Origin of the sequence: Psychrobacter sp. van23A (assembly GCF_030845275.1) — a bacterium.
Taxonomy (GTDB): domain Bacteria; phylum Pseudomonadota; class Gammaproteobacteria; order Pseudomonadales; family Moraxellaceae; genus Psychrobacter; species Psychrobacter faecalis.
This window is the reverse complement of record NZ_CP132595.1, coordinates 634474-654986: the sequence shown is the minus strand read 5'-3', so window position 1 is coordinate 654986 and position 20513 is coordinate 634474. Positions and strand designations below refer to the sequence as shown.

Sequence of the window (20513 nt, the reverse complement as noted above, 5' to 3'; positions counted from 1 at the left end):
CGCAATCAGCATCCTTAAAAAGGCGGCTATTTTAACAGCTTCTGGCTTTTAATGCAATTTACTTAGATTTTTTCTACTTTTTCAACCACTTCAACCAAAGTCCAAGACTTGGTTTTTGAGATTGGACGCGTTTCTTTGATGCGGACAAGGTCGCCTTGTTGACAAACGTTATCTTCATCATGAGCTTTGATTTTTGTAGAACGACGAAGCTGTTTGCCATACAAAGGATGACGAACCAGACGCTCAATCAAAACTGTGATGGATTTGTCCATCTTGTCGCTGACAACTCGTCCTGTCAATACGCTAGCATTAGCTGTTTGATTGTTATCGCTCATGAGTCGCCTCGTTGTTTCTCGTTAATCAAAGTCTGAATCTGAGCAATCGTGCGACGATTGCTTCTGACTTCATGGGTGTTACCCAACTGACCCGTTGCTTTAGCCATACGAATACGGAAAGCATCAAGTTGCTTTTCATCAAGTAACTGAGTCAGTTCTTCTAATGATTTATCACGTAATTCACTGATCTTCATTACATTATCGTCCGCTTAACAATGGTAGTTTTAAAGGGCAGTTTTGCTGCAGCAAGCGTTAACGCTTCGCGAGCAAGTTCTTCTGAAACCCCTTCGAGTTCATATAGCACTTTACCAGGTTTGATTTCGCATACCCAATACTCGACTGGACCTTTACCTTTACCCATACGTACTTCTAGTGGTTTGTTGGTAATAGGTTTGTCTGGGAATACACGAATCCAAATCTTACCGCCACGCTTGATTTTACGAGTGATGGTACGACGTGCTGCTTCAATTTGACGGGCAGTCATACGACCACGAGTCAACGATTTTAGACCAATTTGTCCGAATGCAACGGTGCTTCCACGGTGAGCAAGACCTGTGTTACGACCTTTGTGCATTTTACGAAACTTGGTACGTTTTGGCTGTAACATAGTTTAACCTCTGTCTGTGTTTCGACGGTTTCCGTTTCCACGACCACGGCGTTTTGGCGCACGAGCCTGCTCTTCTTTGACGGGATTGTATACGCTGTTCATACCGTCAAGGATTTCGCCACGGAAAATCCAAACTTTTACACCGATAGTGCCGTATGTGGTTTCTGCACGAATTGACGCGTAGTCAATATCAGCGCGGAGTGTATGCAATGGCACACGACCTTCACGGTACCATTCAGTACGAGCAATCTCAGCACCGCCAAGACGGCCAGACAGCTCAACTTTAATACCTTTAGCACCAGAACGCATGCTGTTCTGTACGGCGCGTTTCATCGCACGACGGAACATAACACGGCGCTCAAGCTGGCTGCCGATACCGTCTGCTACCAAACGTGCATCAAGATCAGGTGATGTGATTTCTTCAATGTTGACCTGAGCAGGTACGCCCATAATTTTGGTCAATTCTTTTTGAAGTCTTTCGATATCTTCGCCTTTTTTACCGATAACAATACCAGGACGCGCAGTGGCGATGGTAATCTTAGCAGCACCAGTAGGACGCTCAATCATAATGTTGCTGATCATAGCGTTGTCTAGTTTTTTGCGTAGATACTCACGAACTTGAATGTCGTTGATGAGGTATTCTGAGTATTGTTTAGGGTTAGCATACCAGTTTGCGTTATGCTTTTTGACAACACCAAGACGAATTCCGATTGGATGTACTTTTTGACCCATAACTTATTCTCCTACCTTTATAGTGATGTGACAAGTACGCTTACTGATACGATCAGCGCGACCTTTAGCACGTGGTAGGATACGTTTTAGCGTAATGCCTTCATCAACGTAGATGGTTGATACTTTAAGAGTATCGATATCTAAACCGTTGTTGTGTTCGGCATTGGCGATGGCTGAGTCAAGACATTTCTTAACGAAAACAGCGCCTTTTTTATTACTATACGTTAGGATATCCAAAGCACGCTCGATAGATTTGCCACGAACTTCATCAGCAACGAGTCTAACTTTTTGTGCCGATATGGCGGCACCGCGTAATTTTGCAGTTACTTCCATGGTAAGCACCTTATCTCTTAGCTTTCTTGTCAATGCCATGACCACGATATGTACGAGTCGGGGCAAATTCACCTAGTTTATGACCAACCATCTGCTCGCTTACGATAACCGGTACGTGAGTACGGCCGTTGTGAACAGATAAGGTTAGGCCAACCATTTGTGGCAAAATCATCGAGCGGCGCGACCAAGTTTTAATTGGTTTGCGTGAGTTGGTGTCTAATGCATTCTCAACTTTAGCAAATAAGTGCGCGTCTATGAATGGACCTTTTTTCAATGAACGAGGCATGAAATTCTTCCTTTATTTCTTCTTGGCGCGGCGGCGGATGATCATACTGTCAGTACGCTTATTATGACGCGTTTTAAGTCCTTTAGACTTCTGACCCCAAGGGCTGGTTGGATGGCGACCTTTGTTACGACCTTCACCACCACCGTGTGGGTGATCAACCGGGTTCATAGCGACACCACGAACAGAAGGACGAACACCGCGCCAACGTGAAGCACCGGCTTTACCAAGTGATTTCAAGTTATTTTCAGTGTTAGAAACTTCACCAATAACAGCACGGCAATTCACGTGTACGCGGCGAGTTTCACCTGAGCGTAGACGTAGAATAGCATAAATACCGTCACGACCTAGTAGCTGAACGCTGGCACCCGCAGAACGAGCTAGCTGTGCACCTTTACCGATTTTAAGTTCGATATTGTGTATCACAGTACCCAATGGGATGTTTTTCAGTGGTAAGCAGTTACCTGGACGGATTGGAGAGTTCTCTCCTGACATGACGGTATCGCCAACTGCTTGTTTTTTAGCAGCAATGATATAGCGACGTTCGCCGTCAGCGTACTTAAGTAAAGCAATGTGTGCAGTACGGTTAGGATCGTATTCGATACGCTCAACCACAGCTGGGATATTGTCTTTAGTACGTTTAAAATCGATAATACGATAATGCTGCTTATGACCACCACCAACGTGACGAGTCGTGATGCGACCATTATTGTTACGACCACCTGACTTACTTTTTGATTCGAGAAGCGCTGCAAAAGGACGACCTTTGTAAAGGTGTGGATGCACCACTTTTTCAACAAAACGACGGCCTGGTGATGTTGGCTTTGCTTTTACGATAGGCATGAGTGTAATCCTTATTCGTTGTTCGCTGTTTCACTAGTAGAAGCAGTCGTGTTTGCGACTTCTTCACCAGCATCAGCCATTTGTACATCTTGACCAGCTTTTAAGGTAACGTAGGCTTTTTTATAGTCATTACGACGGCCGATATTTTTACCAAAACGCTTTGTCTTACCTTTAACATTCAAAGTGTTTACTTTTAAAACTTCAACGCCTTCGAACATCATCTCAACCGCTTTTTTGACTTCAAGCTTAGTAGCATTAGAGTCAACTTTAAATACCTGTACACCAAGTGAGTCGCCAAGCATTTGAGATTTTTCTGAGAATACAGGCCCTCTTAAGACCTGATAAAGTCTTGCGTTATTCATGCTAGTGCTTCCTCAAATTGTTTCGCAGCTTCAACTGACATGATTACTTTATCAAAAGCAATCAAGCTCACTGGATCCACTTCGTTTGTACCAAGTACATTGACGTGTGGGATGTTGCGCGCAGCTAAGTATAGATTTTCGTCAACTTCTTTGGTGACGATGAGTGCACGAGGTGCGCCCAAATCATTTAACTTTGCAATCAGCTCTTTGGTCTTAGGACCAGAAACGCTTAGCTCTTCAACCAAAATCAAACGCTCTTGGCGAATCAATTCGGCTAGGATGCACTGCATCGCACCGCGATACATTTTGCGGTTAACTTTCTGTGACCAATCTTGTGGTTTGGCTGCGAATGCACGACCACCTGAACGCCAGATTGGGCTACGAATAGAACCTGCACGAGCGCGACCAGTACCTTTTTGGCGCCATGGCTTGATGCCACCACCAGAAACTTCGGCACGGGTTTTCTGAGCGCGTGTACCTTGACGAGCACCAGCAAGATATGCGGTGACGACCTGATGCACTAATGCTTCGTTGAATTCACGACCGAAAGCCGTATCAGAAAGCTCAACTGCCGCCCCTGTAACTGTTTTTAAATCCACGTTAATCCCCTTGCTTAGGCTTTGACTGACGGACGTACGATGACATCGCCACCGGTGGCACCTGGGATAGCACCCTTGATGACAAGTAACCCTTTTTCAACATCAACCGATATCACTTCTAGGCCCTGAACGGTAACGCGTTTGTTACCCATTTGACCTGGCATTTTTTTGCCTTTGAAGACTTTACCTGGTGACTGGTTTTGACCAGTTGAACCAAGGACACGGTGAGACACTGAGTTACCATGAGTGGCATCTTGCATGCTAAAGTTGTGACGCTTTACGCCGCCTTGAAAGCCTTTACCTTTACTCTGTCCTGTGACATCTACAATCTGACCTTGTTCGAACAAGTCAGCTAGGATCTCACCACCAATTTCACGACCTTCAAGATCGCTGTCATTGGCACGAAATTCCCATACACCACGGCCAGCTGCAACGCCAGCTTTAGCGAAGTGACCTTTCTGTGCAGCAGTTACGCGGCTGTCACGACGAGTACCTGTGGTAACTTGAATGGCTTGATAGCCATCTACATCAGTATTTTTTACTTGAGTAATGCGGTTAGCATGGACCTCAACCACTGTAACAGGAATAGATTCGCCTGCTTCAGTGAAGATACGGGTCATGCCGCATTTTTTACCGACTAAACCGATCGCCATTTTAGACCTCTTTATATCTTATATTAATGGGTTGGGTGTGTTTTGCATTAACCCAAAGCAATTTGAACGTCAACACCCGCCGCTAAGTCTAACTTCATTAGCGCATCCACAGTTTTGTCGGTAGGCTGAACGATATCAACCATACGCTTGTGAGTACGGATTTCGTACTGGTCACGAGCGTCTTTATTAACGTGTGGTGAGGTTAGAACGTTGAAGCGCTCAATGCGAGTCGGCAACGGTACAGGACCACAAACTTGCGCACCGGTGCGCTTTGCAGTATCAACGATCTCTTGTGCAGATTGATCAATCAGACGATGATCAAAAGACTTAAGACGGATACGGATTCTCTGGTTAGCCATGCCAGCAAGCTCCTAATATGTGCTTTTGTCATTCTTGCTTTGCAAAGATATGAGCAAAAGCCGTTTGGTTAAATATTCACTTTAAGCGGCCTTCTGTTCTTAACCAGAATGAGTTCGTTACCGGAACTTATAGCGTGCCAAAAGCAAAATAGTTTAAAGCCCCGCCGACCCTTCCATTATAGGATGTCAGCAAAGGCATAATGAAATAGTGCTAGAAACGATGCTCTAGCTGTCATAGCGCCAGCTGTTTAATTGGCTGCGCATATATAATTCAGTGGTGTGTATTATACATAGTATTTCGCTCATTGCAAGAGTAATATCGGCGGTGTTTTGAGATATCCCCCTTTATAAACAAGCGCTTTTATCAATAATTTTCTTATCAAAACCTCAATTAAGATACTTTATAATGGTATAAATTTACTCTATCATTAATCTAAAACGATGTCATATTGCTCTTGGGTATAGAGATTTTCGACCTCAAAGGTAATCACTCTACCTAATAGATACTCTAAATCTGCGACGGTGTCTGATTCGGTGGTCAATAGTAAGTCAATGACGGCAGCATGGGCAACCACAGTGAATTTCTTGGGCGAGTTATAAGTTCGCGCACAGCGCATAATCTCGCGAAATATCTCAAAGCAAACGGTTTCGGCCGTTTTAACAAAGCCGCGACCCTGACAGGTTGAGCAAGGTTCACATAGCTGCTGTCCAAGCGACTCACGGGTACGTTTACGCGTCATTTCAACCAGCCCAAGCTCACTGACTTGGGTAATTTTGGTTTTGGCGTAGTCTTGCGCTAGCTGCGCTTGCAGGCTCTCTAAAATATCGTCTTTATGCTGCTGCTCAAGCATATCAATAAAATCTAAGATAATAATGCCGCCAAGGTTTCTTAGGCGTAATTGCCGTGCAATAGCGTGGGTGGCCTCTAAATTGGTTTTATAAACGGTATCTTCTAACGAGCGCCCACCGACAAAAGAGCCAGTATTGACATCGATGGTGGTCATGGCTTCGGTTTGATCGATAATCAGATAACCGCCAGACTTTAAATCGACACGACGTTTTAGGGCATCACGCAAATCATCCTCGACACGGTGGACATCAAACAAGGAAGGCTCGGCGGTATAATGCACAATACGGTCGTAGACGAAAGGCACAAACTCTTTAGCAAAATAACGGACTTGCTCATAGATTTGCGCGTTATCAATCACCACTTTTTCGGTATCGGCATGCACCAAGTCACGAATGGAGCGTAGCGGCAGTGATAATTCTTGATAAATAAGCTCAGAGCTTTGATTTGGTTTTGTTTCTTGGCGACGGGCACAAATGGTGCGCCAGAGCTGCAATAGATAGTAGATATCTTCTTCGAGTTTATCGACTGGCACGCGCTCAGCAGCGGTGCGCGCAATCAGCCCACCTTGTAGATTGACCGTTTGCATCAGGCTCGCCAGTTCAGTTTTGAGACGAGTACGTTCTTCTTCGCCATCAATACGCTGCGAGATACCGATATGGTCACTCGATGGCAGATAGACCAAGTAACGTGATGGTAGCGATATATTGGTAGTTAAACGCGCGCCCTTGCTACCAAGCTGGTCTTTGGTCACTTGTACTAAGATACGTTGGCCTTCGTGCAGTCGATGCTGGATAAGAGATTTTGTAACGGCTACAACCTCGGTGCTGTGCGCACTGACCACAGGCGGCGTGACCGCCAAATCATCAGCGGTAGCTTCGATAACAGGACGTTGGTTATTGATGTTTTCTGAGGTCTTATTTTTGCTCTCGCTAACAGGACGCGGTTCGCGCTGCATGTCATTGACATGTAAAAACGCTGTGCGTGACTGGCCGATGTCGACAAAAGCTGCCTGCATACCCGGAAGCACGCGTACTACCGTGCCCAAATAAATATTGCCGACCAAGCCCAGTTTATGATGACGCTCGATATAAATCTCGCCCAACACCCCGTTATCTAACACGGCGACGCGCGATTCCATGGGACTAATATTAATCAGCAGCTCTTCGGACATAATATTTTCTCTTAGCACTCAGCTTTCTTGTGAAGCGTTCATCGTTTGGTAGCCTCACAGTGTACCAAATGCACCTTGGGTTTGCCCATTATCCTAGCGTGTCATTATGTGCAGATAATTGAGTGATAGCCATTTGCCATCTCATGTAAGACCAACCATTTAATTATCCTACATCAAATACGCGCTACTCTCACCTACCTGTTTACTCAGCTTATTTGCTCAATGCTTAGGCTCTATCGTTGGCGCTGATAGCCGTGATATTTTTAATCAACGCCACGGTTTGTGCCAGCGGTAAACCAACCACATTGGTATAGCTGCCATTAATGCGGCTTACCCAGGCGGCGCCCAAACCCTGAATACCGTAGCCACCAGCTTTATCAGCAGGCTCGCCGCTGTCCCAATAGTTTTCCATCATCTCTTCGGTTAAAGGAATAAAGGTGACATCGGTGCGCTCAGTAATTTGTTGTTGATTCACGATTTGAAATGCTCTGCCGGAGGTTGGAGAGCTTGAAGACTTAGCAGATAACAATACTTGAGTTGCTTGCACCGCTGTCCATACTTGGTGAGTATTATCGGACATCTGCTGCCACATACGATAAGCGTCTGCTCGGCTGTCGGGCTTGACCAATACCGTTTTACCATCGGCTAAGACGCCAATGGTATCAGCGGTTAAAATAATTAGAAATGCAGATAGATCAGTTTGACTGTCGTTTAGCTTTTTATTTAGTTCTTTATTCAATTGCTCTAGCGCCGCTTCTGCTTTGCTAGCAACCATACGTTCAATGTAATCTTTAGGAGATTCATTCACATGCGGCGTTTCATCAATATCGACGCTCATGACCGTAAAGTTTAGTTGCGCTCTGGTTAGTAGCTCATGACGACGCGGTGAGCCAGACGCTAAAATGAGGTTCATCGTGATACTCTTATTTTATAAAATTATGGTTTTGCAGGAAAATTGATAATATAGACCGAGTAAGCAAAAAAGCTAGCGGGCAAATCTCCGTAAGGCCAATAGCACCAATGGCCAGCTGATGATACTCATGAATAACGATAGAGCAGATTGGGCAACAAAGGTATTTTGGATAAACAGCTGCAATATCCATAAGCTGACTTGGAAAACAACCAATCCTAGGCTTGCAATAAGCCAAGCGCTAATGGTATTAAGCTGTCTGATATAGATACTGGTAATTTTTATGACCATGGCGACCATAACGGCGGCGAAGGCTTGCTGACCTAGGTGGGTATCCATTAATAAATCGGCGATAATGCCAATAGCAAAGGCGCTAAAAATCCCGACGTAGCGCGGCTGAAACAGTAACCAAAAAATCAGCACCATCACCATCACCATCGGACGCAGTGCAGCCATACTTGGGCTTAAAGGATAGACGCTCAGCGATGAGGCAATAATAAAACTCAGTATAATCAAGGCTGGGAGTACCCCAGTTGCATCATCAAAATCCGCGTATGCCATGAATACTTACCTTTAGCGAGAGTTTAGCAGCTATTTAATCGTTCAGTTAATATTGAAAAAAGTAGCAGCGCTAGTTGACCAAACAATTCTGAATACTATTTATCTTATCTGTCTATCTAGACGTCTATATAAATGTCTGTGCAAATGTCTAGGGTATCAATGAGGACACGCAATGCGGGCTTATGAGTAAGCTGACAAGCCCTTAGTTTTCTTTAATACCGGCATTTCTTCTATTAACCAGTTTATCTTGCAGCACCAACACATAAGCGTTATCAATAAAATTTGCTGCCGGCGTAACTTCAATACTTCTAAAGTTATCCTCTTGCGTGTCTTCGACATGGGCGATACGACCAACGCGATAGCCCGCCGGAATACGTCCGCCCAAGCCTGAAGACACCAGCTCATCACCGACGCGCACATCTGAGGTCTTAAAGACGTAGTTGAGACGTAATGAGGTCGGTATGCCCTCGCCCGTGACGATAGCGCGCTGTCCGGTGCGTTTGACGGTCACAGCAACCGATTGCTGCTCATCGGTAATTAGCAATAAGCGACTGGTATTAGGATAGACATTAATAATCTGACCTAAAATACCCACTTCATCGATGACCGTTTGACCGACTTGCACGCCATCTTGTTCGCCTTTATTGAGCACCACGATTTGTCTGAGAAGATTGGTATCAGTGCCGATCACTTGCGCGAGGTTTAAATCAAATTGCTCAGGGCGTGTGGTCGATAAGATACCTTGCAAGCGCGCGTTTTGTGCCAAGATATAATCCTGCTGCTGCAGCTTGGCTTGGGCATGGATGAGTTGCGACTTTAGCTGCATGTTTTCGCGGCGTAGCGCCTCTTTCGACTGCAAGCTGCCGCTCGACCAGTGTTTTGCATAACTCGGTAATAACGACAGCTCATAAATAGGCTGCATGGCGGCATGGGTAGTCGAGCGCATCGGCTTAAACCATTCTGGATTTTTGCTATCAAACCACATCAATACCAGCGCCACTATCAATACGATAGCAGTCTTACGAAGCGCGAGCGGCTGACGAGCAAAAATACTTGGAATCATAATTGGTCTAATCTAGAGGTTTTAATGTGAGCAATAGTTGCGACTCGCCATAACAGCAGCAAATATCAGCATATAGCGTCAGTTCAAAATAATGTCGATACGTTAATAACCACGCGTGACTTATCGTACTTCTATTGCATTTTGGTATGGCTAAATGTCATTAAAGGCAACCTTATTGGCTACCTTTAATAGGAAAAAACAAATAGAATCAAACAATTTTTATAGCGCTTTAATATTCACAATTTAAACAAAAATCATATTTAGGCTTTTGTTGTTGATAAAATCAAGCGCAATACCGCCGCCACGGCTGACACAAGTCAATGGCTCTTCAGCGACCGTCACAGGCAGACCGGTTTCTTTAGAGATAAGCTTGTCTAAATCACGCAGCAATGCGCCGCCGCCAGTTAAGACAATACCACGCTCAGCGATGTCTGATGACAACTCAGGTGGCGTCTGTTCAAGTGCTGCTTTTACCGCGCTGACGATACCGCTTAATGGGTCGCTGAGGGCTTTTTGTACTTCTTCTGAATTGACCGTAAAGGTCTTTGGTACGCCTTCTGCCATGCTGCGACCGCGAACTTCAACTTCTAACTGGCTGTCTTCATTTAATGCCGAACCCACCTCTTGCTTGATACGCTCAGCAGTGGTTTCACCAATCACGCAGCCATGCGTACGGCGCACATGAGTAATAATCGCTTCATCAAACATATCGCCGCCGATACGAATCGACTCGGCATAGACGCAGCCTGACAGCGCGATAACAGCAATCTCAGTCGTGCCACCACCGATATCAACGACCATTGAACCACTGGCTTCATGCACGGGCATACCCGCACCGATTGCGGCGGCCATAGGTTCTTCTAGCAACAATACTTTGCTCGCGCCAGCCGACGATACCGCTTCACGAATCGCTTTACGCTCAACCAACGTCGATTTGCATGGCACACAAACCACCACGTTGGGCTGTGCCATAAAACGCTTGGCTTTTACTTTAGTGATAAAATGCTTGAGCATTTTTTGTGTCACTTCAAAGTCTGCAATCACGCCATCTTTTAATGGGCGAATAGCCGTGATGTTGGCAGGCGTACGACCTAGCATCTGTTTGGCATCAATACCAACGGCGGCGACGGTAGGGTTTTGGGTACGATTACTACGTAGCGCGACCACTGTAGGCTCGTCGAGCACCACCCCTTTACCAGGAATAAAGATAAGGGTGTTCGCAGTACCGAGGTCGATTGCGATATTATTTGATAAAAATCCAAACGGGTTCATGGCTAATATATCCAGCGTATTACAAATGAGGCGAATGAGGCGAACGAAATTGACTGAGGGTTACTCGTCAGTGTTGAGCAGGTCGTCGTAAGACGTGACCGATGGCGCGAGTTTATCATCGCAGCAAGTCAAACCGAAGCAATAATGATGAAATGAAAAAACTGAGCTAAATTATACCGATTTAGCTCAAAAAAAACACAGAAATTTGCATCAGTACGCTAGGATTTTGCCGTTAAACGCGAAAAGATGTTACAAAGTTTGAAATGACAGAGCAGAGCATGGCATTTAATGAAACATCATTTAATTCAAACACTAACAAGGCGCGATCACCAAGTATTATTGCTGCGGCGCGTCTTGCTAAAGCATTTAAAGGCATTTACTTAACGTTTCGCTGAGCAGTGGCTGCATACTGTAACGTATTTCTGAACGCAATGCTGAGCAATTGACAATCAATCCATAACTATTGGGTCAATTTTGTAATGCTCTTTATTTGAACAAAGTTAGTAAAGATACAGCAGCAATCGATGCCCTGCTCTGTAATCTTCGGTGAGATGCTTTATAATAAAGGCACTCTTTATAAAATACTCAGGTAGATTGTTTATTTGCGTGTATTTTAAACATTATTACTTTATTCAGTTATTAGTCATTACCTATTTTTATCCCTACTCTAATAAAAACTATCCTTCACTGGAGAAACTATGTCACAGCAAACCCTCGCCGCTGAAAGCAATGTCAGCCGCAAAGAAATCTTAGAAGTTGCCCGCCTTGCACGCCTCGGTGTTGATGAAGACACCGCCAGCAGCTACGCCGACGACATCAGCGACGTATTAAAATTGATGCAAACGCTTGGCAGTGTCGACACCACTGGTATCAAACCTTTATCAAACATTCATGAAGTTTGCCAAGATTTGCGCGCCGATGTCGCCAAATACGATATCAATCGCGAGCGCAATCAATCGGTCGCGCCTGCCGTAGAAGCAGGTTTATACCTTGTGCCACAAGTGATTGAATAATTGCCCCAATAATTTTTACCGTATTCCACTTTATTTAATGTTATTCACATTTTGACGGACGACACCTTATGTCTGAACTTCACCTTTTAAGTACCCAGCAGCTGATTACGGGCTTGCAAGACAAGCAATTTAGCAGTGCAGAATTAACTGAGCACTATATCAAGCGTATCGACGCGCTCGACAGTAAGATTAACAGCTTTATCACCCACACCTCCGAAACCGCGCGCGCGCAAGCACAAGCCGCTGATGAGATGCGTGCCCAAGGTGACAAGCGTCCCCTGCTTGGTGTGCCGATGGCGCATAAAGATATCTTTTGTACCCAAGGTGTCTTAACGACTTGTGGCTCAAAAATGCTGCATAACTTTGTGTCACCTTATGATGCCACTGTCGTCACCAATATCAATAAAGCCGGCATGATTAGCCTTGGTAAGCTCAATATGGATGAGTTTGCGATGGGCTCGGATAATGAGAGCTCGCATTATGGCGCGGTACACAATCCTTGGAATCTTGAGCGCGTCCCAGGTGGCTCATCAGGTGGTAGTGCCGCTGCCGTCGCCGCAGGGTTTGTTCCGGTTGCTACTGCCAGCGATACTGGTGGTTCTATCCGTCAGCCTGCTTCATTTTGTGGTTTAACCGGTATTAAACCAACGTATGGTCGTATCTCGCGCTTTGGTATGATTGCTTATGCGTCAAGTCTTGACCAAGCAGGTAGTATGGGACGCAGTGCTATGGACTGCGCGTATCTGCTACAACCGATGATTGGTCATGACCCGCGCGACGCCACTTCTATCAAGCATGATATACCAGATTACGTGCAAGACTTAAACAATGCAGTCACAACTGCTGGCGACACCGCCAAGCCATTAGAAGGCTTACGTATTGGCGTGGCAAAAGAGTACTTTACCAAAGGTCTAGATACCGAAGTCGAGCAAGCCGTACGGGCAGCGCTAAAGCAATACGAAGCGCTTGGTGCGAAGATTGTAGAAGTCAACATCACTGACCCTGAAATTACCCTTGCGACTTATTATATGCTCGCCCCTGCTGAAGCATCATCGAACTTATCGCGTTTCGATGGCGTGCGTTTTGGCTATCGCTGTGAGAATCCAACTGACCTGCTTGACTTATATACGCGCTCACGCTCAGAAGGCTTTGGCCCTGAAGTACAACGTCGTATTTTGACCGGTACTTATGCGCTATCCGCGGGTTACTTTGATGCCTATTACACTAAGGCTCAAAAAGTACGCCGACTTATCGTACAAGACTTTGAAGATGCTTTTAACAATTGTGATGTCATCGCCAGTCCAACCGCGCCGACCGCTGCTTATAAACTTGCTGAAGACCTTGATCCTGCGACCATGTATTTGGGGGACGTATATACCATCGGTGTTAACTTAGCGGGCTTACCTGCGCTTAGTCAGCCGGTTGGTTTAACCACAAACGGTCTACCAATTGGGCTGCAATTGATTGGTCAATATTGGCAAGAAAGCAAGTTGCTCTCTACCGCGCACCTATTCCAGCAGCATACCGACCACCATTTACAACACTCTACCATCGCGAAGGAGACGGTATAATGAACACAGCAACTACTACTGATAATGCCGCTCAGCAAGAAATTGTCCGCAAAGAGCTGTTCGTCGATGGCTATGAAGTGGTCATCGGGATTGAGATTCATTGCCAGCTCAATACTGAAAGTAAAATATTCTCCAGCGCGCCGACTGACTTTGGTCACGAACCAAATACCCAAGCCAGTATCGTTGATTTAGGCTTGCCTGGTGTTTTACCTGTATTGAATACGGGCGTGGTCGATCGTGCCTTAAAGTTTGGTATCGGTGTCAATGCTGAATTAGGTCTATTTAACACCTTTGACCGCAAAAACTACTTCTATCCTGACTTGCCAAAAGGCTATCAAATCACCCAAATGGCCAACCCTATCGTTGGCAAAGGTTATATTGACGTGGTGGTCAATGAAGGCGAGAAAAACGAATACCCTAAACGTATGGGTATCACCCGCGCGCACCTAGAAGAAGATGCGGGTAAATCCGTACACGATGCCGTCGATGGTATGACAGGCGTTGACCTTAACCGCGCAGGTACGCCACTTATCGAAATCGTCTCTGAGCCTGATATGCGCTCAGCTGCCGAAGCGATTGCTTACATCAAAGCCATTCACCAGCTGGTCACATGGCTTGGTATCTCAGATGCGATTATGGCAGAAGGCTCATTCCGCTGCGACTGTAACGTCTCTGTGCGTAAACCGGGCGCAGATTTGGGAACGCGTACGGAGTTGAAAAACCTTAACTCATTCCGCTTTATCGAACGCGCCATCAATCGTGAAATCGAGCGTCAAATCGACATCATCGAGGACGGCGGTAAAGTTATCCAAGCGACGATGCTATACGATCCTGAGCGCGATGAAACTCGCACCATGCGTACCAAAGAAGACGCCAATGATTATCGCTACTTCCCTGACCCTGACTTATTGCCAGTGCGTATAGAGCAGCATACGGTCGATGCCATCAAGGCTGCGATGCCCGAATTGCCTGTTGCTCGCCGTGCACGCTTTGAAGAAGCGCTTGGACTATCAGAATACGACGCTCGCATCTTGACCGGTAGCCGTACGCTCGCCGATTATTTTGAAAATGTCGTCACTGAGGTCGGACAACAAGACGCCAAAATGGCCGCTAACTGGGTCATGGGCGATCTACTCGGTGCCCTTAACAAAGATGATAAAGACATCGCTGACTCGCCTATCAGTGCCAAACAATTGGCGGGCATGCTGGCACGTATCAAAGATGACACTTTATCGGGCAAATTGGCCAAACAAGTCTTTAGTGCGCTTTATGAGCGTGAAGGCGGCGATGCTGATGACGCTGCTGATAAAATCATCGAAGAAAAAGGGCTTAAGCAAGAAACCGATACGGGCGCAATTAAAGCCATCGTTGAAGACGTTATTGCCAAAAACCAAGCGATGGTCGATGAGTATCGCGGCGGTAAAGAAAAAGCCTTTAACGGTTTGGTTGGGCAAGTGATGAAAGCCAGCCGCGGCAGTGCTAACCCGCAACAAGTCAACCAAATCCTAAAAGAATTACTAGGTTAAGGTTGAATAACTATGTATGCAACTGACTGTGATAAGTAAAATGCCATTGTAGATTTTGACTAAAATAAATAGCCCTTGCAATATGCATAATTTTGCGTAAAATAGTCAGTCATTCGGGGCGTAGCGCAGTCTGGTAGCGCACTACACTGGGGGTGTAGTGGTCGCAGGTTCAAATCCTGCCGTTCCGACCAAACATAGTAGTTAAACAAAAAAGCCAACCATTGATATCAATGGTTGGCTTTTTTTATGCTCATTATTCTTCATAAAGTATTACAAAGACGCTTTAGTAATCGCACTTAGCGCTTCATTGATAACAAAGATTTTGGATTTGATATCTTTAAAACCAAATGAAGTCAGTCTTTGGGTATGCTTTTCTAAATATCTGTTGGCATCGTCCAAATTATCAAACACATAAATCCCGCCCGCTTCTTGCGTTGCTTCATTTTCTGTCAATAGCTTATAGACCAGACCGTTTACGGTTGCGATATCTTCAGCCAACTCTTTCATGGCATCAAAAAACGCACTACCAAAAGGACCGCTATAAGGAAAGTCGATTTACAAAAGGTAGTTCATAACTTAATCCTCTGTATTATTAAAGGGTTGGCAATCATATATTCTGCCAGATGACTACAATCTTAACATATTACGATTCGCTATAGACTTTTAGTAAGCAAGTCGCTAGGGTAAATACTTTATATTTACTCTGGTTTGTCCTATGTCTGAGCTTACGCCGCGCCTTGATAGCTATGCACCTTGGGAAGCTTATCGGCGACCTTTTGTGCGTGATTTGGCGTATGTACTCGCCTGCCCTAACGTCTTGACGACGTGGTTGGATTTCGCACCGCATCAAACTACCCACAAAGTTGCAATACATAGCGCAGACTTTTGGCAACAGCAGTTTGAAGCTTATAAGCCGCGTTTAAAAGAGTTGGATACCACCAATGACTATCAGGCATTAACCCGCTATTTATTAAAACGTCCTAGCCCCAATCGCTTGGGTTTTCACTTTGAAGGATTGTTATCGTTTTGGCTAGAAGATGGCTTTGCACGCAAATTACATCGGTACGAGACGCTTGCCAATAACGTGCAGTTATACAATGGCAAGCAGACAACAGGCGAGCTGGATTTGATTTTGTATAATCATGAAGACAATCTGGTTGAGCATTGGGAGCTGGCGATTAAGTTTTTTATGGGTTCAGCACCGTTTGCGCCGATAAATTGGGTCGGTATCAATTCTAACGACAATTTACAGCGCAAAATGACCCACATGCAAACCAAACAGTTTCGTACGGTGTGGGTCGAGACTAAAAGTCATGGCCAAGTGAAGATTGATAAGCGTTATGGCGTCATTAAAGGACGCTTCTTTTTGCCAATGAACATCGCTAATTTCGTCTACCCTCATTGGCTAACACCTAGCTTTCCGATGCACGAATGGTGCGATAAAGCTGATAATGCCACGCTTGCAACGATTGATGTAACTGCATTACGCGCCGCTCATTATATTGAATGGTTTAGCAAGCGCGACTTTTATGACAATCGGCTGTTACCACTTATCTATTCTGAAAACGGTGTTTTAAGAACAGGATTATATTTTGAAGGTGACAGGCCGATTGTGATTTATCCTAAAAAGCTTGGCTAAGCAAAAGATAAAGGTTAAGTTTTTATTATAACCTCAATAACTCTCAATCACCTGCATCAGTTCATATCTGAGCATATCGGCACTCGGCATGCGTTCGGCATGAAAGCGCACGATAGCAATACCGGCACTGGCAAGCGCTTTATCCTTTTTATCATCCGCCTTTTGCCGCGCTTTACTATTATGCGTCCAATCATCAAGCTCGATGGCCAGCAAGGTAGTCTGCGCATCGATATCCACGATGACATAGTCGACGCTTTGGCGACAAATGCGATTGAACCAAAAGCTACGCTCCGAGGTTTCGTCACTGTTTGCTTCAATGATACGAGACAGCTGAACTTGGACAAAGATATGATATTCGGGCAAGGCATTTTTTAACTTTTTAAAGAAGATAACTTCCGTATCAGTCATAATAGGCATGGGCGCAAATGGCCAAATAGCCAGCTCATCACCGCGCACAGGTGGTGGCTCAGGCTCAGTGGCCTGCTTATCAGAAAACAGTTTTGGCAGGGTGATCAGCCCGACAAATCCAACTGCCAATATTAAAAATATAACGCCAAATGACATGGTTTTACCTTATACATAATGAAAGCCGTCAGCTACGTAGAGGATGTCATTAAATAAAATGACGAAACATAGCTAACCGCGGCAGGGCAGCCTTTATAGGCTGACAGGTTATACAGTACAGAAAAGAACAGGAAGAAACAGAAAATAGCGGCGCACATCGTAACCAAGCTGGCCCCAATCGGCAAACGATAAAACGAAAAACACGACAATAGATGTCGTGTTAAAAAATTTAGTGAGAATGATAAAAGTGAAAACGGGCGTAGTTAAAATTGTGCGGTTTATTTAGCGCTAATGGCTATCAGATTGCAGCAATTTAAATTTATTTTAGCGCCAGTATAAAACCCAAGCACTTGTCGTATTAACTTTCGGGTCGCTATTAATCTTATCTTTTAGCGCCAAAGCGGCCACTTTACCGCGTTCAGGACCGACGATGACGCGCACACCACGACTGGTAGGACTGGTTTTGACTTGATAGCCTGCTGATTGGAATTTTTTTGCCAACTCATCCGCTTTGGCTTGGTCATTCGCCAGTGCCACTTGTACACCAAAACTGCCTTTAGCATCGGTTTCTTTCACTTCTTTACGCGCTTCGTTCAGTTTCTGCTGCGCTTCACGCTTGGCATCGGCCGATTTCTTGGCTAACGCTTCTTCTTTTTGACGCTTTTCTTCACGCGCTTTTTCAGCCGCTGCTGCTTCACGTGCTAAGCGATCAACCTGCTGACGCGATGGGATGGTGATATTCTGACCCAGTTGTAGCGAGGTCGACGGTGAAAGGTTATTCGCTTGTGCCAAGACTTCTACGGGCATATTGTGTTGCCGTGCCAGTTTAATCAGCCCATCACCCTTTTTGACCTGATAATCCGTAGGCGATTTTGGCACCTCATTTTTAGCGATTTCTGCAGCTTTTTGTTTTTTCTCAGCTTCAGCCTGTTTTTTAGCCTCTGCCTGCTTTTTTGCTTCCGCTTCCTTTTTACTCTCTGCTAGCTTTTTAGCTGCTGCTTGTTCTTTCAGCTTGGCTTCTTGTTGCGCTTGAGCCACTTTTTGCTGCTCACGGGCGCTATTATCACTCTCAGTTGCCGTGGCAGTATTATCGCTATCTGTACTAGATTTGGTCGCGGTCGCCGTGTCTTGTTCAGCGTCTTTACTCTCCTCGGCTTCTTTATCTTTAGCAGGTGCGGTGCTTGCCAAATATTGCTGACTTTCGGCGCGCGCTTTGGCCAATGCTTGCGCTTCAGCCGCCTCTTGCTCACTTAAAAATTGCTGTGCACGTCTTTCTTGCTCTGCTACGCGGGCGGCGCGCTCTTTTTGTTTTTGTGCCAAGATGCGCTTTTCAGTCTCGATATCAGTCGTCAAGGGTTGTGGAGATTCTTGCGCCGGGCTTTGTTTTTCTATCATCGCTGAAGCAGGTTTTGTTTTATTGCTATCGCCAATTTGTTGCACCATGGCGTACAGCATCACGCTACCGCCAATAATCATCCCAATGCCCAATAAGGCTTGTCTCGAAAAGTTCATCCGTTTACGTCTCTTAGTTGGTAATAAGGTTGATTGAGCGGCGCAACTATCGTCCCAAGCTATGTTTATATAGCTTTAATAAACAATTTTGAAACTTAATATCGCCGCCAGTTACGTCCAGCCATTTTTAAATGCTAAGTCAAGCTGTACATATCCATTTTAATTTGTACATAACATTGTATTGCAGTATGTTAAAGCAGTTTGATTATAAAGCATATTTTTTATACTGTCTGCTATCATGCTTCTCCCAAGACTAACATTAAATCATTATGATTTTAATTTAAATTATCAGCAGCAAGCGCCGCTAGCGCCTCGCCAATTGTATGGAACGAGCCACATACCACGATTAAGTCTTGCGCTTGACTACCCTTTATAACGGCAGCGGTGGCTTCTGATAAGCGTCTAAACTCATGTATTTGCGCACTATCAACATAACTCGTTAAGATGCCTTGTAGCTTCTCAGTGCTGGCTGCACGTGGATAATCAATCTCAGCGATAAACCAATCGCTAATCGGCAAGCCCGCTTCAGTCAAACGCTGCACGACTTTCTTGATATCCTTATCGCCCAACATAGAAAACAGCATTTTAATGCTGACAGGTTTACTACTTAAGTGTGCGCAACTATTTTGCGTTGCTAGATGCTGCTGCCAAAGCGGTAATAATTGCGCCAATAAAAACTCAACGCCTTGCTCGTTATGCGCCACATCAAACAGCCAATGACGGTTATGGGTCTCACGATAATCAAAGCGACCGGCAAGCTTGACCGTTTGCAATGCCTGTTCGATAGCCTTTTTATCGATATTTAACGGGCTTGCCAGCACCGCTGATAAAGCATTAGCCGTGTTAGTCAAGGATAGTGCGGGGCGCGGTAGTTGCATAGTGACAGCGGCATTACTATATTGCCAAACGTCGGTATCCACTTCACGATAATCAAAGTCTTGTCCAGCTTGATAACAAGTCGCCTGATGCGTGGTAATCGCTTGTTGTACACTCGCTGGCATCTCCTTGTCGCCATAAACTAGAGAAATGCCATCACGTAGGATCCCTGCTTTTTCCCGGCCGATATCTTCAACATTATCGCCTAGCCAATCGACATGATCGATAGCGATATTGGTAATCACTGCCATATCAGGATCAATGATATTAACCACATCTAAGCGACCGCCGAGCCCCACCTCTAACACCCAAACATCGCAGTCTGCTTCAGCAAAGATTAATAATGCTGCCAATGTTGTCATTTCAAAAAATGATAAGGTTAAAGCGCACTGTAACCTTGCCGCCTCTACTTTGTTAAAGGCATCAATCAATGTCTCATCACTGACCATCTCGCCATTGATACGCACGCGCTCGTTAAACACACTCAGATGCGGTGACTGATAAAGCGCGGTTTTATAACCTGCCGCTTGGCACATCTGCGCGATGACCGCGGTCGTTGAGCCTTTACCATTGGTGCCCGCTACGGTAAACACATAAGCATCGTCTTTGGCTGACTGCACCACGCCTAACGCTTCAGCAACCGGCAATACGCGTGATAAGCCCATATCTATCGCCGAGACATGAATTTGCTGCATATAATCAAGCCATTCGGTCAAACTCGAGTGCTCATTAGGAATATTAGAATTAGAAACGGTAGAGTCAGACATGGGCAGAACCTATATGAAATTTTTCGGGAAAATAGAGAATGTGAAAATGCTTAATTAGGAAATAGAGACAGTATATAACTACCTAGCCAAAAAGCAAAAATAGCATTTACCG

At 45.2% G+C, this 20513-nt stretch carries 23 protein-coding genes, 1 tRNA gene and 1 pseudogene; 5 read left to right on the top strand and 20 right to left on the bottom strand.

Annotated elements, in window-relative coordinates:
• Positions 1-62: 62 nt before the first annotated feature.
• The 16 genes and pseudogenes from rpsQ to RAH45_RS02815 all read right to left on the bottom strand — a co-directional run bounded on the left by rpsQ (position 63) and on the right by RAH45_RS02815 (position 10933).
• Positions 63-335 carry a 30S ribosomal protein S17 gene (gene rpsQ, locus RAH45_RS02890; protein WP_068408467.1) on the bottom strand — a complete coding sequence of 91 codons (273 nt, stop codon included), beginning with the start codon at positions 333-335 and terminating at the stop codon, positions 63-65.
• Positions 332-529 carry a 50S ribosomal protein L29 gene (gene rpmC / locus RAH45_RS02885; RefSeq protein ID WP_068408469.1) on the bottom strand — a complete coding sequence of 66 codons (198 nt, stop codon included), beginning with the start codon at positions 527-529 and terminating at the stop codon, positions 332-334. The genes rpsQ and rpmC overlap by 4 nt, the downstream gene beginning before the upstream one ends.
• Positions 529-942, bottom strand: a complete 414-nt coding sequence (rplP, locus tag RAH45_RS02880) for a 50S ribosomal protein L16 (protein WP_068034608.1) — start codon at positions 940-942, stop codon at positions 529-531. The genes rpmC and rplP overlap by 1 nt, the downstream gene beginning before the upstream one ends.
• A pseudogene (gene rpsC, locus RAH45_RS02875) lies at positions 840-1674 on the bottom strand (30S ribosomal protein S3). The gene rplP and the pseudogene rpsC overlap by 103 nt, the downstream one beginning before the upstream one ends.
• Before the next feature lie 3 nt (positions 1675-1677).
• Complete coding sequence (gene rplV, locus RAH45_RS02870; RefSeq protein ID WP_068408473.1) at positions 1678-2007, bottom strand: 50S ribosomal protein L22; 330 nt, start codon at positions 2005-2007, stop codon at positions 1678-1680.
• 10 nt (positions 2008-2017) lie between these two features.
• On the bottom strand, positions 2018-2293 hold the full coding sequence (gene rpsS / locus RAH45_RS02865) for a 30S ribosomal protein S19 (protein WP_010196682.1): 276 nt from the start codon (positions 2291-2293) through the stop codon (positions 2018-2020).
• 12 nt (positions 2294-2305) lie between these two features.
• Positions 2306-3133: a 50S ribosomal protein L2 gene (gene rplB, locus RAH45_RS02860; RefSeq protein ID WP_068408475.1), complete on the bottom strand. Its 828-nt coding sequence runs from the start codon at positions 3131-3133 to the stop codon at positions 2306-2308.
• Between the two features lie 11 nt (positions 3134-3144).
• On the bottom strand, positions 3145-3495 hold the full coding sequence (gene rplW, locus RAH45_RS02855; RefSeq protein ID WP_068408477.1) for a 50S ribosomal protein L23: 351 nt from the start codon (positions 3493-3495) through the stop codon (positions 3145-3147).
• A complete protein-coding gene (gene rplD / locus RAH45_RS02850; protein ID WP_068408479.1) occupies positions 3492-4094 on the bottom strand; it encodes a 50S ribosomal protein L4 in 603 nt (200 codons plus the stop codon). The genes rplW and rplD overlap by 4 nt, the downstream gene beginning before the upstream one ends.
• A 14-nt stretch (positions 4095-4108) precedes the next feature.
• Positions 4109-4747 carry a 50S ribosomal protein L3 gene (gene rplC, locus RAH45_RS02845; RefSeq protein WP_068408481.1) on the bottom strand — a complete coding sequence of 213 codons (639 nt, stop codon included), beginning with the start codon at positions 4745-4747 and terminating at the stop codon, positions 4109-4111.
• A gap of 47 nt (positions 4748-4794) precedes the next feature.
• Positions 4795-5106, bottom strand: a complete 312-nt coding sequence (rpsJ, locus tag RAH45_RS02840) for a 30S ribosomal protein S10 (protein WP_010196670.1) — start codon at positions 5104-5106, stop codon at positions 4795-4797.
• A 428-nt stretch (positions 5107-5534) separates the two neighbouring features.
• Complete coding sequence (locus RAH45_RS02835; protein WP_306495469.1) at positions 5535-7127, bottom strand: Rne/Rng family ribonuclease; 1593 nt, start codon at positions 7125-7127, stop codon at positions 5535-5537.
• Positions 7128-7353: 226 nt separating this feature from the next.
• The gene (locus RAH45_RS02830; protein ID WP_306495468.1) at positions 7354-8040 is read right to left on the bottom strand and encodes a Maf family protein; all 687 of its coding nucleotides are present in this window, start codon (positions 8038-8040) and stop codon (positions 7354-7356) included.
• Positions 8041-8112: 72 nt separating this feature from the next.
• The gene (gene mreD, locus RAH45_RS02825; RefSeq protein ID WP_144297881.1) at positions 8113-8598 is read right to left on the bottom strand and encodes a rod shape-determining protein MreD; all 486 of its coding nucleotides are present in this window, start codon (positions 8596-8598) and stop codon (positions 8113-8115) included.
• 202 nt (positions 8599-8800) lie between these two features.
• Positions 8801-9661: a rod shape-determining protein MreC gene (gene mreC, locus RAH45_RS02820; protein WP_198328454.1), complete on the bottom strand. Its 861-nt coding sequence runs from the start codon at positions 9659-9661 to the stop codon at positions 8801-8803.
• Between the two features lie 243 nt (positions 9662-9904).
• A complete protein-coding gene (locus RAH45_RS02815; RefSeq protein WP_102077545.1) occupies positions 9905-10933 on the bottom strand; it encodes a rod shape-determining protein in 1029 nt (342 codons plus the stop codon).
• Positions 10934-11631: 698 nt separating this feature from the next.
• Between RAH45_RS02815 and gatC the strand changes: the two genes are divergently transcribed.
• The 4 genes from gatC to RAH45_RS02795 all read left to right on the top strand — a co-directional run bounded on the left by gatC (position 11632) and on the right by RAH45_RS02795 (position 15234).
• A complete protein-coding gene (gatC, locus tag RAH45_RS02810) occupies positions 11632-11946 on the top strand; it encodes an Asp-tRNA(Asn)/Glu-tRNA(Gln) amidotransferase subunit GatC (protein ID WP_306495467.1) in 315 nt (104 codons plus the stop codon).
• A gap of 68 nt (positions 11947-12014) precedes the next feature.
• Positions 12015-13517: an Asp-tRNA(Asn)/Glu-tRNA(Gln) amidotransferase subunit GatA gene (gatA, locus tag RAH45_RS02805; protein ID WP_306495466.1), complete on the top strand. Its 1503-nt coding sequence runs from the start codon at positions 12015-12017 to the stop codon at positions 13515-13517.
• A complete protein-coding gene (gatB, locus tag RAH45_RS02800) occupies positions 13517-15043 on the top strand; it encodes an Asp-tRNA(Asn)/Glu-tRNA(Gln) amidotransferase subunit GatB (protein WP_144297884.1) in 1527 nt (508 codons plus the stop codon). The genes gatA and gatB overlap by 1 nt, the downstream gene beginning before the upstream one ends.
• A gap of 114 nt (positions 15044-15157) precedes the next feature.
• Positions 15158-15234: transfer RNA gene (locus RAH45_RS02795), tRNA-Pro, on the top strand.
• Between the two features lie 79 nt (positions 15235-15313).
• Here the strand turns inward: RAH45_RS02795 and RAH45_RS02790 are convergent.
• The gene (locus tag RAH45_RS02790; protein ID WP_306495464.1) at positions 15314-15550 is read right to left on the bottom strand and encodes a YdhR family protein; all 237 of its coding nucleotides are present in this window, start codon (positions 15548-15550) and stop codon (positions 15314-15316) included.
• Between the two features lie 208 nt (positions 15551-15758).
• Here RAH45_RS02790 and RAH45_RS02785 point away from each other — a divergent pair, with 208 nt between their 5' ends.
• Positions 15759-16682, top strand: coding sequence for a DUF1853 family protein (locus RAH45_RS02785; protein ID WP_286797128.1), 924 nt, complete (start codon positions 15759-15761; stop codon positions 16680-16682).
• A gap of 33 nt (positions 16683-16715) precedes the next feature.
• Here RAH45_RS02785 and RAH45_RS02780 read toward each other — a convergent pair whose 3' ends face one another.
• The 3 genes from RAH45_RS02780 to folC form a co-directional block, all read right to left on the bottom strand.
• Positions 16716-17246, bottom strand: coding sequence for a DUF2726 domain-containing protein (locus tag RAH45_RS02780; RefSeq protein ID WP_144296353.1), 531 nt, complete (start codon positions 17244-17246; stop codon positions 16716-16718).
• Positions 17247-17570: 324 nt separating this feature from the next.
• The gene (locus RAH45_RS02775) at positions 17571-18758 is read right to left on the bottom strand and encodes an SPOR domain-containing protein (protein ID WP_191691551.1); all 1188 of its coding nucleotides are present in this window, start codon (positions 18756-18758) and stop codon (positions 17571-17573) included.
• A gap of 275 nt (positions 18759-19033) precedes the next feature.
• Entirely contained in the window at positions 19034-20401 is a 1368-nt protein-coding gene (folC, locus tag RAH45_RS02770; protein WP_306495463.1) for a bifunctional tetrahydrofolate synthase/dihydrofolate synthase, read from the bottom strand.
• Between the last annotated feature and the right edge of the window lie 112 nt (positions 20402-20513).

Excerpts from the sequence above, each read along its gene's own strand:
- rpsQ (WP_068408467.1), bottom strand. The coding sequence starts at position 335 with ATGAGCGATAACAATCAAACAGCTAATGCTAGCGTATTGACAGGACGA.
- rpmC (WP_068408469.1), bottom strand. The coding sequence starts at position 529 with ATGAAGATCAGTGAATTACGTGATAAATCATTAGAAGAACTGACTCAG.
- rplP (WP_068034608.1), bottom strand. The coding sequence starts at position 942 with ATGTTACAGCCAAAACGTACCAAGTTTCGTAAAATGCACAAAGGTCGT.
- rplV (WP_068408473.1), bottom strand. The coding sequence starts at position 2,007 with ATGGAAGTAACTGCAAAATTACGCGGTGCCGCCATATCGGCACAAAAA.
- rpsS (WP_010196682.1), bottom strand. The coding sequence starts at position 2,293 with ATGCCTCGTTCATTGAAAAAAGGTCCATTCATAGACGCGCACTTATTT.
- rplB (WP_068408475.1), bottom strand. The coding sequence starts at position 3,133 with ATGCCTATCGTAAAAGCAAAGCCAACATCACCAGGCCGTCGTTTTGTT.
- rplW (WP_068408477.1), bottom strand. The coding sequence starts at position 3,495 with ATGAATAACGCAAGACTTTATCAGGTCTTAAGAGGGCCTGTATTCTCA.
- rplC (WP_068408481.1), bottom strand. The coding sequence starts at position 4,747 with ATGGCGATCGGTTTAGTCGGTAAAAAATGCGGCATGACCCGTATCTTC.
- rpsJ (WP_010196670.1), bottom strand. The coding sequence starts at position 5,106 with ATGGCTAACCAGAGAATCCGTATCCGTCTTAAGTCTTTTGATCATCGT.
- RAH45_RS02835 (WP_306495469.1), bottom strand. The coding sequence starts at position 7,127 with ATGTCCGAAGAGCTGCTGATTAATATTAGTCCCATGGAATCGCGCGTC.
- RAH45_RS02830 (WP_306495468.1), bottom strand. The coding sequence starts at position 8,040 with ATGAACCTCATTTTAGCGTCTGGCTCACCGCGTCGTCATGAGCTACTA.
- mreD (WP_144297881.1), bottom strand. The coding sequence starts at position 8,598 with ATGGCATACGCGGATTTTGATGATGCAACTGGGGTACTCCCAGCCTTG.
- mreC (WP_198328454.1), bottom strand. The coding sequence starts at position 9,661 with ATGATTCCAAGTATTTTTGCTCGTCAGCCGCTCGCGCTTCGTAAGACT.
- RAH45_RS02815 (WP_102077545.1), bottom strand. The coding sequence starts at position 10,933 with ATGAACCCGTTTGGATTTTTATCAAATAATATCGCAATCGACCTCGGT.
- gatC (WP_306495467.1), top strand. The coding sequence starts at position 11,632 with ATGTCACAGCAAACCCTCGCCGCTGAAAGCAATGTCAGCCGCAAAGAA.
- gatA (WP_306495466.1), top strand. The coding sequence starts at position 12,015 with ATGTCTGAACTTCACCTTTTAAGTACCCAGCAGCTGATTACGGGCTTG.
- gatB (WP_144297884.1), top strand. The coding sequence starts at position 13,517 with ATGAACACAGCAACTACTACTGATAATGCCGCTCAGCAAGAAATTGTC.
- RAH45_RS02790 (WP_306495464.1), bottom strand. The coding sequence starts at position 15,550 with ATGAAAGAGTTGGCTGAAGATATCGCAACCGTAAACGGTCTGGTCTAT.
- RAH45_RS02785 (WP_286797128.1), top strand. The coding sequence starts at position 15,759 with ATGTCTGAGCTTACGCCGCGCCTTGATAGCTATGCACCTTGGGAAGCT.
- RAH45_RS02780 (WP_144296353.1), bottom strand. The coding sequence starts at position 17,246 with ATGTCATTTGGCGTTATATTTTTAATATTGGCAGTTGGATTTGTCGGG.
- RAH45_RS02775 (WP_191691551.1), bottom strand. The coding sequence starts at position 18,758 with ATGAACTTTTCGAGACAAGCCTTATTGGGCATTGGGATGATTATTGGC.
- folC (WP_306495463.1), bottom strand. The coding sequence starts at position 20,401 with ATGTCTGACTCTACCGTTTCTAATTCTAATATTCCTAATGAGCACTCG.